The sequence below is a fragment of the Stutzerimonas stutzeri KOS6 genome (assembly GCF_000307775.2).
GTDB classification, from domain to species: domain Bacteria; phylum Pseudomonadota; class Gammaproteobacteria; order Pseudomonadales; family Pseudomonadaceae; genus Stutzerimonas; species Stutzerimonas stutzeri_B.
Genome location: NZ_KK020677.1, coordinates 534191 through 546688, shown reverse-complemented (window position 1 = coordinate 546688; position 12498 = coordinate 534191). Strand labels below are relative to the sequence as shown.

General features: G+C 64.3%; 13 protein-coding genes and 1 pseudogene. 1 reads left to right on the top strand and 13 read right to left on the bottom strand.

Translation table 11 applies throughout. From position 1 onward, the window contains the following. Positions 1 to 3: 3 nt before the first annotated feature. The 9 genes from B597_RS42890 to B597_RS42850 form a co-directional block, all read right to left on the bottom strand. Positions 4 to 264, bottom strand: a complete 261-nt coding sequence (locus B597_RS42890) for a ribbon-helix-helix domain-containing protein (protein WP_003451164.1) — start codon at positions 262 to 264, stop codon at positions 4 to 6. Positions 265 to 412: 148 nt separating this feature from the next. Beyond that, the gene (locus B597_RS42885) at positions 413 to 1582 is read right to left on the bottom strand and encodes an STY4528 family pathogenicity island replication protein (protein ID WP_003294159.1); all 1170 of its coding nucleotides are present in this window, start codon (positions 1580 to 1582) and stop codon (positions 413 to 415) included. A gap of 3 nt (positions 1583 to 1585) precedes the next feature. Continuing rightward, the gene (locus tag B597_RS42880) at positions 1586 to 2146 is read right to left on the bottom strand and encodes a DUF2857 domain-containing protein (RefSeq protein WP_003294161.1); all 561 of its coding nucleotides are present in this window, start codon (positions 2144 to 2146) and stop codon (positions 1586 to 1588) included. Between the two features lie 17 nt (positions 2147 to 2163). Beyond that, entirely contained in the window at positions 2164 to 3807 is a 1644-nt protein-coding gene (locus B597_RS42875) for a ParB family protein (RefSeq protein WP_023125208.1), read from the bottom strand. Beyond that, positions 3800 to 4036, bottom strand: a complete 237-nt coding sequence (locus B597_RS42870) for a hypothetical protein (protein ID WP_003294162.1) — start codon at positions 4034 to 4036, stop codon at positions 3800 to 3802. Before B597_RS42870 ends, B597_RS42875 begins: the two co-directional genes overlap by 8 nt. Then, positions 4020 to 4886, bottom strand: coding sequence for a ParA family protein (locus B597_RS42865; RefSeq protein WP_014819578.1), 867 nt, complete (start codon positions 4884 to 4886; stop codon positions 4020 to 4022). The genes B597_RS42870 and B597_RS42865 overlap by 17 nt, the downstream gene beginning before the upstream one ends. A gap of 40 nt (positions 4887 to 4926) precedes the next feature. After that, on the bottom strand, positions 4927 to 5145 hold the full coding sequence (locus B597_RS42860; protein WP_010792181.1) for an AlpA family transcriptional regulator: 219 nt from the start codon (positions 5143 to 5145) through the stop codon (positions 4927 to 4929). A gap of 124 nt (positions 5146 to 5269) precedes the next feature. Further along, entirely contained in the window at positions 5270 to 6025 is a 756-nt protein-coding gene (locus tag B597_RS42855; protein WP_010792182.1) for a hypothetical protein, read from the bottom strand. 554 nt (positions 6026 to 6579) lie between these two features. Then, positions 6580 to 7491: a LysR family transcriptional regulator gene (locus B597_RS42850; RefSeq protein ID WP_017244804.1), complete on the bottom strand. Its 912-nt coding sequence runs from the start codon at positions 7489 to 7491 to the stop codon at positions 6580 to 6582. 410 nt (positions 7492 to 7901) lie between these two features. Here B597_RS42850 and B597_RS46650 point away from each other — a divergent pair. After that, positions 7902 to 8425 (top strand): annotated as a pseudogene (locus B597_RS46650) (LysR substrate-binding domain-containing protein); the annotation flags it as partial. A 76-nt stretch (positions 8426 to 8501) separates the two neighbouring features. On the opposite strand, the gene B597_RS42840 reads toward B597_RS46650, so the two are convergent. The 4 genes from B597_RS42840 to B597_RS42825 are packed head-to-tail and all read right to left on the bottom strand — an operon-like array spanning position 8502 to position 12495. Then, positions 8502 to 8975, bottom strand: a complete 474-nt coding sequence (locus B597_RS42840; protein WP_031323743.1) for a cytochrome c — start codon at positions 8973 to 8975, stop codon at positions 8502 to 8504. Positions 8976 to 9023: 48 nt separating this feature from the next. Further along, complete coding sequence (locus tag B597_RS42835) at positions 9024 to 10223, bottom strand: lipid A deacylase LpxR family protein (RefSeq protein ID WP_031323741.1); 1200 nt, start codon at positions 10221 to 10223, stop codon at positions 9024 to 9026. Then, positions 10220 to 11086, bottom strand: coding sequence for an LOG family protein (locus B597_RS42830; protein ID WP_024162446.1), 867 nt, complete (start codon positions 11084 to 11086; stop codon positions 10220 to 10222). Before B597_RS42830 ends, B597_RS42835 begins: the two co-directional genes overlap by 4 nt. Further along, complete coding sequence (locus B597_RS42825) at positions 11086 to 12495, bottom strand: MBL fold metallo-hydrolase RNA specificity domain-containing protein (protein WP_024162445.1); 1410 nt, start codon at positions 12493 to 12495, stop codon at positions 11086 to 11088. The genes B597_RS42830 and B597_RS42825 overlap by 1 nt, the downstream gene beginning before the upstream one ends. Positions 12496 to 12498 lie beyond the last annotated feature (3 nt).

Here is a 12498-nt window from a genome sequence, read left to right as displayed (position 1 = left end):
CCGTCAGCCCTGGTTGCGCGCGGTCACGTCGGCGGCGGTCAGGGGACGATACGAAGTTTCCGGGGCGCCAAAGGCATGGGCTAGCTCGGCCTTCAGCCGGTCGAAGGCTTCCTGCTCCTTGCGTTCCTTGTCGCGGCGGACCAGGTCGCGCATGTATTCGCTGACGTTCTCGTAGTCGCCATGCTCGCCCACGTTGGCGGCGACGAAATCGCTGAGCGGTCCGCTGAGGCGAACCGTCATGGTCGTGGTCGTTGTCCGGGGCATGTCTGGCTCCTGTTGCCGTTGTTGTATTCAACATACGCAAAAATGAATACGCCAGCAAGCGTCCGGCAGGCTTTTCCTTGCCCGGTCCGTATTGATCGGAAGGCTTCCTGTTGCAACCATCCCTTGGGGATGGCGCAATGTGCCGCCTTCATGGCCGCTCCAGCAGCGAGCGCAGGCGCGTGATGTGAGCCTGTGCCACCTCCGGACCGGCGGCCTTTGACACAGCGGATGCCGGACCGGACATGGCGCGGGCATCGCCTTGCCCGGCCCAGGCACGGAATTCTCCGCGGATCGCCTTCTGGATGATGCCGAACAGGTAGCCGGGCGGATTGCGCACCGTGCTGCCGCCACAGCGCGCCGCCCACTCGTCGAGCACCGCCTGGCGCTGCGCCTCGTCCACCTGTTGCAGCGCCACAAGCGCACCCGCCTGCTGCTCGTCCTTCAGGCGCAGGAAGCGCTCGGGCAGCCGCAGGTTCTGCAAGGCCCTCGCGCACGGTACTGTACGTGCTTCATTTATACGATCATTACGTACTGTACGGTCCTCCTTCGGAATCCCAACAGAGCCGTCCGGCGCGGGTTCCGGCCCTGCTTCGGATTCCGAAGACGGGCGCGCAGCATTCCGAAGAAAGGCATTTCGGCCTTCTTCGGAATCGTAGTCGGCGACCTCCTGTGGATAACTCTCCGCCGCCAAGCCGTGGCGTGTCATGCGCTGCGCCAGCACCTGCAGGCGGGTCGGTAGCGTGCGGCCGCTGAGCAGCGGGTCTTCGGCAATTTCCTTGAGCGTGTTCATGCCCACGATCTGCACCGCCTTGGCGGCATGGGTCAGCGCCTGGCTGACCAGGCCGAGGTAGTCGGCATCGAGCTGCATCGCCTCGAAGGGCGACAGCGGTTCGTCGTGCAGCACGTAGAGGTTGCCTTGGATGCGGCCGGTCTTGGGGTCGCGCCGTCGTCGCACCAGGCTCAGCCAGCGCGTCAGCCGCAGCAGCGTCAGGGCGCGCGCCACGGTCTCGTGCGATGCCTGCGCCGCGCAGGGCATCGAGGCCAGGTAGGGGCGCAATTGGTCGTAGGTGGGAAATGCGGTCACGCCGTCGTCGTTGAGCTGCAGGCGGAACACCTGCCAGGCGTTGCGCTCCAGCGGCGTCAGGCGCCGGTCGAGGAACAGCCTGCGCGGCACGCTCTCATGGCGGTTGCCGCTGTAGAGGAAACCGTCGGCGGCCGGCGCCGTTCCCTGCGCCGGCTGCAGGTGCTGCAGGGCCTCGTCGAAGAGCGCGGACAGCGCAACGGGGCCTTCGCGCCGTGGTACGCCACCCGTGCTCATGGCCTACACCAGCCCCTGGTCGATCCAGTTCCGTATCGCCGACCAGAGCACCGACATGGGCAGAGTCATGGCCTCGGCCAGATCCATGGTCAGCTCCAGCATCGCCATGTCGTCGGTCAGGGCGATATGGCGCTCGGAGACGCCGGCCTTCCAGCGTTCCCACAGGGCCACGTCCTGCGCCTCGTCGAGCACCGGATGCCGACCCTTACGCTTGGGCAGCCCGAGGATGTCGCGGCGCAGCGCCACTTCCTGATGCGTGAGGCCGTAGAACTTGCTGACCATCTCCGTGCTCGCCCCCAGGCGCAGCATGCGGTCTACCGTGGCGATCTCCCGCTCCACGTCGTGCACCTGGCTCAGCAGCCGCTTCAACACTTCCCGGTTCACCGACACCGAACACCACGACACCGTGGCATTCACCAGCATGCTCACGAGTTCTGGGTGCTTCAGCGCATCCAGCTCCTCCTCACCGAAGCCCATGGCCTTGCAGCGGCGCAACTGGCCGTTGCGCAGGTCATGCAGGGCCTGGGCGATCACGGCCTGGTTGAGCGGGTGCGGTGCCGACATACGGGAGCCTCCTGCGCTCAGGAATCCTGGCTCGCTACGCCGGCTTCCAGATCCAGCAGCCGGCGCGCCAGGCGCAGCAGACGGAACAGCTTTACCAGCCCGGCATCGCTCAGGCGCGTGACCAAGCCGCCGTGACCATGCAGCAGCGGCCCAAGGTCATCGGCCAGCCGCGCGCTGTCCAGCCCGGTCGCGGGTGCCGGCGCGGTGCTCAGCGCGTGCAGCAGGGTCAGCATCGCACGCGCGAACGCCGGGAGCGCCTTCGCCTGGCCCACGGCCGGCGTCACGCAGACGAAGCCGATGCCGCCATCGCTGGCTTCGATGTGGTCGCCCACCGCCGCTTCCCCCGCGATCTCGCGAGCGAACTGCGCGATATGCACGCGCAGGCGATCCGGCACGTCCAGGCCCGGCTCGATGTACCAGACATCCGAGATGGGAAAGAGCCCGCCAACCTGCACCGGGATCGCACGCAGCGCGTCGGCCTCGAAGTCGGGTAGCTTGTCGCCGAGCTGATCCGCGACCATCCTCTGGATGGACTGCAGGCGCTCGGTGGTTGGGGCCGGCGTCACGATGTGCCCCTGCAGGCGCTCGTCGCGCTGCCCGTCCCGGGCGTTTGGTGCAGCGGCAGGTGGTGCCGAGGGTGTCTCTGCCGGTGGCGCGACGGGCGAGGTGTCCCGTGGCGTTGGCGCCGCGGGCGACAGTTGCGGCGTGATGGCTGGCGCCGCAGGTGCGACAGGCGTTGCCGGGTTCGGCGCGGCCGGCTCGCTGGTCAATACTCGCTGACGGCTTTCGCTGTCATCGACCTCCAATGCCAGCGTGTCGTAGTCCGCTTCCAGCAGCTCGGCCATCTGACCCACCAGTTCGTCCTGCACGCGCTGGGGCGAGAAGCCCTCCGGCTGCGTGTCGAACTGCGACAGCACATCCTGAAACAGCGAAGCGAAGTCCACGGTCAGCGGCCGGCCCAGCGCACGCCGCTCCCAGGTGCGCTCGCACGCCTTGCGCAGCACTGCGAGCCGGTCCACCTGATGCCGGCCCAATCCGCCGTACAACAGCGTCGGGATCGCCGGCAGCAGATAGCGCACCGCATCGTTCATGCGGCTGATGTGTGACTGCGGCACCGGATAGCCGTCGGCCGTCAGTCGCCGCGCGAGTTCGCTTTGCGACAGCGCCTGGCCGCTTTCCTGCTCGTAGAACTCGCGCGCCTTCTCGATGCCCAAGGCCCGCTCGATGAAGGTCAGGCCGCCGCGCAGCTCGTTCTCGGCCAGATGCCCGGTCAGCGCCACGATTTCGCCGCGCGCCGGCCACGGGCGGAACAGGCACGCAATGCGGAAGAAGCGTTCCTCCTTGGTCTCGCTCCACAACTCGCGCAGGATCGCCAGCCGCGTGTTGCCGCCGTTGCGAATGATGTAGTGCGCCTCGCCCGGCCTGCGCGTGATCGCGGGGGGCGCGTCCAGCCCACGTTCACGGATGGACGCCTTGATCTCCGCATAGGCCGGGTTGCGCGTCACGCGTGGGTCGTGGTCGTAGGGCCGCAACTGGTCCAGCGTCACCACCATCGGCGTGTCGGCGATGGGGTCGCTCAAGGTCGCGGCCGAAGGGCCGCTGCGCTCGAAGCCGGTGGCCAGCAGCTTGGCAGCCATGTCCTGCGGCGTCAGCTCAGCCACGGCCATTCTCCTGCGCTTGCCGGTCGGCGCGGCGAAGCTGTGCGCGGGCATTGCGGTCGGCACGGTGGTCGCTCGCCGTCGAGCTGGTGTAGATCGACGCGCAGCCTTGCTTCGTGAATTCCAGGTGCCCGCCGGACGTGCGAACCACGCGCCAGCCTTCGCCCAGCGCGAACTCGATCAGCGCGCGCAGCCGTTCGCGGCCGCGCGCCAGTTCATGCGCGCTCGCCATGGCCGGCCCCTCCCGCATCGGCCCGACCGGTGACCAGCGCGAAGCGCTCCCGCCACACGGGGAACAGCTCGCCGGCCAGCGTGCGCATGGTCTCCAACGCCGCGGGCGCCGTGCGCCCAGCCGGCTGCCGGCGCTCCACCCGGTGCACCGGCAATCCTCGTGTCGCAGCGCGCGGATAGGCTTCGATGGCCGGTACGTCGGTGCCCAGCACCTGCACGCCGGCCTGTTCCTGAAACACCTGTCGCAGCGCCTGCTGGACCAGCCGCGCATTCGACGACACAGGATGTACACGGTTGATGAGCAGACGCAGCGGCGGCGGCTCGATGCCCAGGTGCCGATACGGCGCGATGTCCTCGATCAGTTGCAGCGTGCCGCGCCGCAGCTCGCGCGCCGCGAGGATTTCCGGCGTCACCGGCGACAGCGCCAGGTCGGACGCCAGCACCGCCATCTCCAGCAGCACGCTGCGCGCGCCCTGGGTGTCGATCAGCAGCAAGTCGTAGTGCGTGCGGAAGACGGGAAGCAGATGGCGCAGTCGCAGGCGCCCATCCGGAGCGTGCAGCAGCAGCGTGTTCAGTTCGCCGCGGTCGTCGTTGGAGAGCACCAGGTCCAGGCCCGCGATCACGGTACGCGACACCAGTTGCTCGATGCGCCGCTCGTTGAAGGCCAGCATCTGGTAGATGCCGCCGGGCGCGCGAACGTCCAGCGTGAAGTAGCTCGACAGCGTGGGCTGCACGTCCAGGTCCAGCAGCAGCACGCGCAGCCCGGCATCGGCGATGAAGCCGCCCAGGTTGGCCGCCGTCGTGGTCTTGCCCACGCCGCCCTTGGTCGAAATGATGGACACCACCTGCATGGGCTTCTCCTCGTCGAATGGCATGAACCGAGAAGAAGCGTCAGGCGCGTTCTTTGAGGCGATCGGCGATCCACTGTTCGATCTCCACCGAGTCCCAGCCCACCGCGCGCACGCCCAGGCGCAGCGCCTTGGGGAACTTGCCTTCCTTCATGAGGCTGTAGATGTGCGCGCGCTTGAAGCCGGTCTTGGCTTCGACCTCGGCGCGGCGCAGGACGCGGTGCTCGGGCGGCAAGGCCGGCGCGATGGTCTGCGAAGACATGAGAGGCACTCCTTGACGCTCGATGGCGTTGTTCAGAAAGTGCCTCGCATTCCATATGCTGCTGCTGCGAGATTCACTGCAACTGCAGAACACGCAACTGCAATTGCAGTCTGCTGTTACAGGCTCAGCGCGATGCCTCCAGGTGGCGACGCGCCTGTGCCAGCTTGCTCCACAGCGTTCGCTCGCTGATGCCGGGCCGCCCTTCATGGTGGGCCAGTAGCGCACTGATCACCGCATCCATGTTGCGGAAGGACGAGTAGGCAGAGCCCGCGGGGGACTTGCCCAACAGCAATGTCAGCAGGCCGCCAATGATGTTCAGGTAAGTCGATTCGCTGCGCAGGCCCGGTTCACTCGCATCGCCCTCACGAATGCTACTGGCATGCTCCTTCGCCAACGCTTCGTGCTGTGCCTTCAGCGCCGCATGTAGTTGTGCGAGTTCGGCAAGCTGCAGCTTGGCGGCCTCGCGATCGGCCAGCAACACGTTCAGCATGGCGACGCTCACCGAAGGATGCAGTTCGCGCTCGATGCCGTCGAACAGGAATGGAGGCCGCTCACCGGGGTAGTAATGCGACATCCACGCCTTCAGGTCGACGTGGCGCACGATCAACGCAGGATCGTCGAGTGCGGGGCGCTGAGGTTCCTGCGCCATGCCTGCCTTGCCGTAAGAAAGCTCATCGTGTGCCAATGCGTCGAAGATGCGCTCGGAGAAAAGGCGCAGCAAGGGCCAGCGCGGAAAGTCGTTCGGCTCAGGCATGGCACGTGGCCCGAGCGTTTCCAGAATCCGCGGCTCAAAGCGCAACAGTCCCGCCCAACGGACGGCCGCCTCGATCGGGCGGTAGTAGATCCTGGCGCCAAAGGCAAGGCAACTCGATTTCTCCATGTCGCGTGCGTCCCATCGTCGGATCGAACTCTGGCAGACGCGCACCGCCCAAGTGGGCGAGGCGATTGCCCAGAAATCCGGATGAAGCGCAGGACCGGCCGGGATCGTGGAAGGAAGCGTTGCATCGGCGCTGACGGCCGGCTAAGGGCGAACTACATCTTGCTACGCTTGAAACTCCTCAACCATGATGCGGGCGCTTTGCCTTTGGACCGGCACGCGGCTTGGTGGTCGCGCTCCCCTGGAGTCAAGCATGGGTGCCGCGCTTTACCCGAAACCTGGCCAAAGTTTTCCGTAGGAATTCCAACGGCGTAAAGTGCCAATGCGTCAACAGGATGAGCCGGTTTGCAACCAGCAAAAGCTCATGCGTTCCGCGTCAGTGAAATGACCGCGGCGGCGAGCCCGCAGGCGAGTGCCGGAGGACGGAAGGGCGCAGCAATTGCGTCGAAACTGGCATCAGTACAGCGCATGAGCCATGCAGATCGGGTCAGCCGCAAGACCAAAGATGAATCGCGCAATCCGAGAAAACTAGCCGCGCACCTTTCGATAGATCTGCGTCAGATCGCGCGTGATGTGCTTGCGTCCTGATGGCATACACGTTCGGCGCGTTCGATGAACCGCTGCAACGGCTCCGTCATACCACCCTCGGTTCGTAACAGATAGGTGGTTATCGATGCGCTCTGATCGGCCAACGGGCGGACAACAACATCCGCCGGCTGGCAAGTTGCCAAGTGCGCGGCAGTGGAAAAACCTAGCCCGTACCCTGCGGCCACCAACGTCAGCATCAGCCCGTGAGAAGCGGCGTACTCGGCCACAATCGGTTGGACATCGACAGAGCGGAACAGTCGTTCGCTCTGCCGACCGCAACCTTGGCATGCCCGTGGATCACAAAGTACCAGCGGATAGCTCACCACTTCCTGCAACGGCACTTCCTTGAAGGCTACAAGCGGGTGCCGTGCGGGCAGGAGCACTACCAAGGGGTCGGCCCACAACGGCTGAGCAATGATCCCGGCCTCCACTTCATCGACCATTGCAAAGCCGGCGTCGAACAGATCCGCGTTCAGCCCCTGCACGAGTTCGGTCAGCGGTACTTCGGAGAGCCGGATGTTTACCTGCGGCGACTCTTCGCGGCACAGCGCAAGCAGTGCTGATAGCCTCGCCCGCCCTATGTCTCTCGACAGCGCGATGCGCAAAGTGCCCTGAAAACCGGAGGCAGCAGCCTTCGCTCTGGCCACTGCCTGCTCAACGCTCAACATGACGCGGCGGGCGTCCTCCAAGAAGACTCGCCCTGCCCAGGTCAGGGTTGCGCCACGCGGCGTGCGACTGAGCAACGTCACGCCTAGAGTTGTCTCCAGCTTGCGGATCGTGCGTGATAGGGGAGATTGTTCTATGTGCAGCCGCCGAGCGGCTCGACCGAAGTGCAGTTCCTCGGCTACAGCAATGAAGCAGCGAAGATGACGTAAGTTCATGCGCAGTCCTTCGTGACGTGACCAGTCCTTATGATCGTAGGGAGCCGCATGCGTGCGGAGAAGAGACCGGCATGTCTTGCAGCGCCTGCCGTCGCCGGCTCACAGCACGCGGGCAATGGTGTCCGGAGTTATTGCAACGCTGCTTGAGCGCGGGCGGCGGTCATGGCGGATGGCTAGAGCACTCGCGCCAGCGCGCCTCGGCTAGTCTTCTGTGGCCGCAGCGACCCGAGGAAGACAGTCGCGGCGTCTTACGTCACTCCCCGAGGGCGAGCGATTTGGTCTGTCGACACGGGCGGCGGCGCGGCGTCTGAAGCTCGCGCCAGCGGGCATCGCGCCGGATGAACTGTCGATGGGCATGTTCGGCGACTTCGAGATCGCCACCTGTAACCGCGCTGCTGAAGCACTGCGACCGGAGCAGCCGCAGCAAGCGGCTGACGCGGGCGGACAAGCAATTCCTGGAACATGTGCCGCGCATCTTCACTGCCTTGCAGCAAGCCCGCGACAGCGTGAGGGCAGCGGCCAACGGCTTTCACGGTCAGCAACGCATTGCGCTGTCCGATGGCATCACCCCGTCGCGCTTGCCGACCTTGCTGGCGCTATGCCGGCAGGAGGAGCCCGAAGTCGAGTTGCGCCTGTTCGAGGTGCCACTGTCGCAGCAAATCAAGGGGCTGCATGACGATCTGTATGACCTAGGGCCCAGTCTGGTGAAGTGGGTGACGGCATCGTGGCTAAGGTGCTTTGGAGCGACCCCCTCATGGTCGCGGTGCCGGCATGGCATCCGCTGCTCAAGCACAAACGTATCTCACTGGACGAGGTGCTGCGTTATCCGATGGTGCCGTGTGACCCACATGCATGCGGGAGTCATGCACGTCAGATCCAACGAGTGCTGCGGCGGGTGAAGCAGGAACCCGTGATCGCTGAACGGGTGGCTTCTTGGGAACCTGGAACTCGTCGAGGTATATCGATTGGATAGGGGCTAGTCTTCCGTCAGCAGGTGTAGCCATCCCCTGCTAGCGACTTCCATAGAACTTTTCCACGAACGAGCGACGGTAACTCTGGTGGCAGGCTAGGCAGCTTTGCTGGGTCTTGGAGAAAGCCGCGATGACTGCTTGGCCGTCACTCCGCTTTGCGGCCTCGCCCATGGCGGTCGCGGCGTCATGCACCTGTCCATCAAGACCCCGAAACTTTCCAGCGTCTGCCCCAAGCCAGGCAAGGATGCGCATCTTTTCCGACATGGGCGGCTCGGCATGCTTGGCGATTCGTGGTGCTAGCTCGGCGACCAGTGGCCAGTCTTCTTTGGAGATCGCGCCCGTGACGACTTGCATGTCGCGCCCGAGTCTTTCCATTATGGTACGAAGCGCCATTGGCTTTGCCGCCTCTGCGGACTGCGCACCGAGTGCCGTGGCGAAGGTTGCCAAGAGCACGGACAGCGAGACTGTGAAGAACGATCTGGGTTTCAAGGGCTGGTTCACGAATTTCTCCATTGATGTTGTGACGAATGCTTTGGGTCTAACGAATGGTTGCAGGTGTCCTCAAAATTCCAAGCTCAGCGCGATCGATCCGAATGCGTGATAGCCCGCCTGCTGGTCGAACTCGCGGGTTCTCCAAACGCGCATCACGGCAAGCCGCACGCCACGTCCAGCAACGACCCATTGGCTGCTGATGCCGAGAGCTGCTTGCGCGACCCAAGGCCGCCGGCTGACATGGTGGCTATTCCGGAACATGTTTCCGTCGAGTGAGAAGTCCCAGGCGACGGCTTTACCCTCCAGGTTCAGGAAGACATGTGCCCCAGGTTTGGGCGCCAGGACCGATTGCGGCGTTGTCGTGCGCAGATCGGCAACACCAGAGGGCGGGCGGTTCTCCGCGCCAGGGCGGATCGGATAGCTGCCGAAGTCGTTCGGTATGTTCCAGCCCGCGCGAAACTCCACGCCGGTACTGGCGGCGGTTTCGATGTTTCCGACCCGCAGGGCATAGCTGCCGATCACGTCGCTGCCCCATCCAGGGCGGACCGCACCCTCCGTGTACGGCTTGAACTTGCGTTCCATGGCCATCTGAAATGCCGGCTCGTTGCGCAACTGGTTGTCCCAGCCGCGAAATCGCTCAATGCCGCGTGCCCGATGCACCAGATCCTGAGATTGCTCGGCCAGCGACCAGGGGCCGATCACGCCCAGGGTCAGCTCACGCACGTCAAGCATTTCGTAGCTGGCGGCTTGTGGGTGGATGCGGCGATTCCACGCCAAACCCAGGTAGAGCAAACCAGCGTACGGTCGGTCATCTGGAATCACGTCGGTGCGCGTCTTGTTCTCGGGCGTGTACATGGACTGGCCAAAGCGCACGACGAGGTTTTGCGACGATGTCTGGGCGCCGGAATCGCGCCAGAACCCGGGATCAGCCCAGCCGATGAAGCGGGCGTACAAACCAATCGGCTGAGGCAGGCACTCCGGACGGAGCCCGCCTTGCAGATCACGTGAGACTGCTGTTAGCGCGACACCGTTGGTGTAGTTGCGATCGGAGCCGGTGAACAAATCGTTCTCCAGACGCAGGGTGCCGCCCCGCCAGCGCAGGGATTGCTCTGGCGAGCAGGAGGGAGGATTTGCAGAGAGTGAGACTTCGGAACCAAAAGCAGAAATCGGGCTGAACAATGCACCCGCAATCAACAAGATGACGCACTGCATCGGCTGCCGCACCTTGGTGCCGCACAGGCTCCGGCAATACCCGTCGACGCCGATCATGTCGCCCCATCGCCTGCTGCCCTGTTGACGTAAAAGCGTTCGAGAGCACTAACGATTTCCTCGGCTTCGTCTACGCAGGTGAACAAGTCGAGATCGGATGGAGAGACATAGCCTTCGTCGAGCAGAAGATCGAAATCAACTACGCGACGCCAGAATGCACGGCCGACCAGCCCCACCGGAATACGCTGCATCTTTCCGGTCTGGATCAAGGTGAGCACCTCGAACAGCTCATCGAGCGTTCCATAGCCACCGGGGAAGGCCACCAAGCCCTTGGCGTGCAACAAGAAGTGCATCTTGCGCAGCGCGAAATAGTGGAATCGGAACGCCAAATTTGGGCACATGTAGGGGTTGGGTGCCTGTTCGTGGGGCAGCGTGATGTTGAGGCCAATCGAACGTGCGCCGACCTCGAAAGCACCGCGGTTGGCGGCCTCCATGATGCCGGGCCCACCCCCGGTGACGACGACGAAATCACGGCGGTTTTGCTGCTGGAAACGCGCCGAAATAAGGCCCGAGAAACGCCTCGCTTGCTCGTAGTGACGTGCCTGTTCGACCCGGCGATTGGCTCGGGCAAGCTCTTGCCTCAGCCCGACATCCTCCGGAGTGACGCGCGCCTGACGCTCCAGCGCGCCAAGACGGGCTTCTGCCGTCTCGGCATCGCTCACGCGTGCGCTGCCGAAGACCACTACCGTCGAGCGAATGCCTTGCTCGTGCAGGATGCGGTCAGGCTTGAGCAGTTCGAGCTGCAGTCGCAGCGGCCGCAGTTCTTCCTGGCCAAGCAGCTCGATGTCTTCGTACGCAAGACGGTACGTTGGCGACTCGCGGATGGCGCGCAGGCGTTCATCGAGATCTTCGGCGGGCTTCATCACTCGTGCGCCAGAAAGTCCGGCCAGCGCAGCGCATGACCATACTCAGGCACCGTGACCTGCCAGCCGAGTTGCTGTTGCAAGAGTTCGGCGAAGGTCTGGGCGGCGGACAGTTCCCCATGCACCACGAAGGTTTGCGCCGGGGGGTGAATAAAACCCCGAGCCCAATCCAGCAACGCCTTTTGGTCGGCATGCGCCGAGAGGCCATCCACGCTGTGGATCGCAGCACGTACCGGAATGTCCTCACCGAAGATGCGCACGCGTTCGGCCCCCTCGATCAGGCGCCGGCCAAGCGTCCCCTGCGCCTGGAAACCGGGAAACAAGATGCTGCATTCGCGGCGTGGCAAGTTGTGCCGCAGGTGGTGCCGGATGCGTCCCGCATCGCACATGCCGCTGGCAGAAATGATGATGGCTCCGGAGCGGATCCGGTTCAGCGCCATGGACTCCTCAGCGCTCGCTGTGAAACTCAGGTATGGGAGGTTCTCGCCGCGCGCGTGCCAGCCGGCCAACCGCTTCGCCTGTTCGTCGAACAATTCGAGATGCTCGCGCGTGATGCGTGTGGCCTCGGTGGCCATCGGCGAATCGACAAACACCATTGGACGCTGCAGACGCCCTTCGCAGGTGAGACGATGTAGGTGGTAGAGCACCTCCTGGGTTCGGCCGACCGCAAAGGCCGGAACGATGACATTGCCGCCGCGCTCGAACAGGGTTTTCTCGACGATGCCGATCATGTCCGCTTCGGTCGCCGAAAAATCCTTGTGCCGGCGGTCACCGTAGGTGGACTCGATGACGAGGATGTCGGCTTCCTCAATGGGTGTCGGGTCGCGCAGGATGGGGCGTCCCGGCTGACCCAGATCGCCGCTGAACACGATCTTCGTGGGGTAACCGTACTCGGTAATCCACACTTCCACGATGGCCGAACCAAGGATGTGTCCGGCATCACGAAAGCGGGCGCGCACTCCGACGCGGGGTGCGAACTCCCGGTCGTATTCGATACCTCGTACTTGCTGCAGGCATTCGTGTGCATCCTGCAGGGTATACAGGGGTGGCGGCACGGTCTTTTCTTTGAGCCGCTTGGCAACCCGCTTGGCATCGCTTTCCTGGATGTGAGCGCTATCGGGCAGCATCACCCCGAGCAGATCAACCGTCGCTGGCGTGGCGTAGATGGGCCCCTTGAACCCGGCGCGCGTGAGTTTGGGCAATAGCCCGCTGTGGTCGATGTGGGCGTGGGTCAGCAGGACGAAGTCAATGGACGCCGGGTCGAACGCGAACGGCTCGTGGTTGCGTGCTGCTGCTATACGCCCACCTTGAACCATGCCGCAATCGACCAGGAAGCGGACATTAGCCGCTTCGACCAGAAAGCACGATCCGGTGACTTCTCGGGCTGCGCCCAAAAAACTGAGTTTCATAGG

Bases quoted from the DNA above. Each gene is read 5' to 3' on its own strand.
- B597_RS42890 (WP_003451164.1), bottom strand. From the start codon at position 264: ATGCCCCGGACAACGACCACGACCATGACGGTTCGCCTCAGCGGACCG.
- B597_RS42885 (WP_003294159.1), bottom strand. From the start codon at position 1,582: ATGAGCACGGGTGGCGTACCACGGCGCGAAGGCCCCGTTGCGCTGTCC.
- B597_RS42880 (WP_003294161.1), bottom strand. From the start codon at position 2,146: ATGTCGGCACCGCACCCGCTCAACCAGGCCGTGATCGCCCAGGCCCTG.
- B597_RS42870 (WP_003294162.1), bottom strand. From the start codon at position 4,036: ATGGCGAGCGCGCATGAACTGGCGCGCGGCCGCGAACGGCTGCGCGCG.
- B597_RS42865 (WP_014819578.1), bottom strand. From the start codon at position 4,886: ATGCAGGTGGTGTCCATCATTTCGACCAAGGGCGGCGTGGGCAAGACC.
- B597_RS42860 (WP_010792181.1), bottom strand. From the start codon at position 5,145: ATGTCTTCGCAGACCATCGCGCCGGCCTTGCCGCCCGAGCACCGCGTC.
- B597_RS42855 (WP_010792182.1), bottom strand. From the start codon at position 6,025: ATGGAGAAATCGAGTTGCCTTGCCTTTGGCGCCAGGATCTACTACCGC.
- B597_RS42850 (WP_017244804.1), bottom strand. From the start codon at position 7,491: ATGAACTTACGTCATCTTCGCTGCTTCATTGCTGTAGCCGAGGAACTG.
- B597_RS42840 (WP_031323743.1), bottom strand. From the start codon at position 8,975: ATGGAGAAATTCGTGAACCAGCCCTTGAAACCCAGATCGTTCTTCACA.
- B597_RS42835 (WP_031323741.1), bottom strand. From the start codon at position 10,223: ATGATCGGCGTCGACGGGTATTGCCGGAGCCTGTGCGGCACCAAGGTG.
- B597_RS42830 (WP_024162446.1), bottom strand. From the start codon at position 11,086: ATGAAGCCCGCCGAAGATCTCGATGAACGCCTGCGCGCCATCCGCGAG.
- B597_RS42825 (WP_024162445.1), bottom strand. From the start codon at position 12,495: ATGAAACTCAGTTTTTTGGGCGCAGCCCGAGAAGTCACCGGATCGTGC.